This is a genomic window from Vibrio sp. UCD-FRSSP16_30, from assembly GCF_001676025.1.
GTDB lineage: Bacteria > Pseudomonadota > Gammaproteobacteria > Enterobacterales > Vibrionaceae > Vibrio.
The window spans coordinates 1-712 of the sequence record NZ_LZFW01000074.1 but is presented as its reverse complement, the minus strand read 5'-3'; the positions used below and the strand labels follow the sequence as shown (position 1 = coordinate 712).

Genomic DNA, 712 nt, shown 5'->3' with positions numbered 1-712 from the left:
GCAAGTTATTACGTCTTTCATCGCCTCTGACTGCCAAGGCATCCACCGTGTACGCTTAGTCACTTAACCATACAACCCCAAAGGGTCTTGCTTAACGCAATACGTTTGCTACAACGTAGTATGACGTTTCCAAGGTGCGCTATCTCTTTATTATGAGCGAGATAACTATTGTTTATTTCCGCTTTAAAAAGCAGAAGTAAACATCGATTTTGCCGGACTCAAATTTGAATAACATCAGGCAATGATGTTATTCCCAAGAACACTTGAATGTGTGTTGGTACCTAAATCWTAAAGACTTAGGATTTGAGAACTTTTAAATTTGAACAATAATGAAATCACATTATTGTTCGTCAGCTTTCCAAATTGTTAAAGAGCATAAAGCAAAAAGCTTTAATCAATAACCGAAGTCATTAATTAAAGCTCTAATACTTTAACTAAAATAAACCATCAATCTGTGTGGACACTCATCGTGARTAATCATCGTATAAGGAGGTGATCCAGCCCCAGGTTCCCCTAGGGCTACCTTGTTACGACTTCACCCCAGTCATGAACCACAAAGTGGTGAGCGTCCTCCCCGAAAGGTTAAACTACCCACTTCTTTTGCAGCCCACTCCCATGGTGTGACGGGCGGTGTGTACAAGGCCCGGGAACGTATTCACCGTGACATTCTGATTCACGATTACTAGCGATTCCGACTTCATGGACTTCATGG

General features: G+C 41.4%; 1 rRNA gene. It reads right to left on the bottom strand.

The annotated features are described in order from the left end of the window. Positions 1-485: 485 nt before the first annotated feature. Positions 486-712: ribosomal RNA gene (locus A9260_RS17060) — 16S ribosomal RNA — on the bottom strand; the annotation flags it as partial.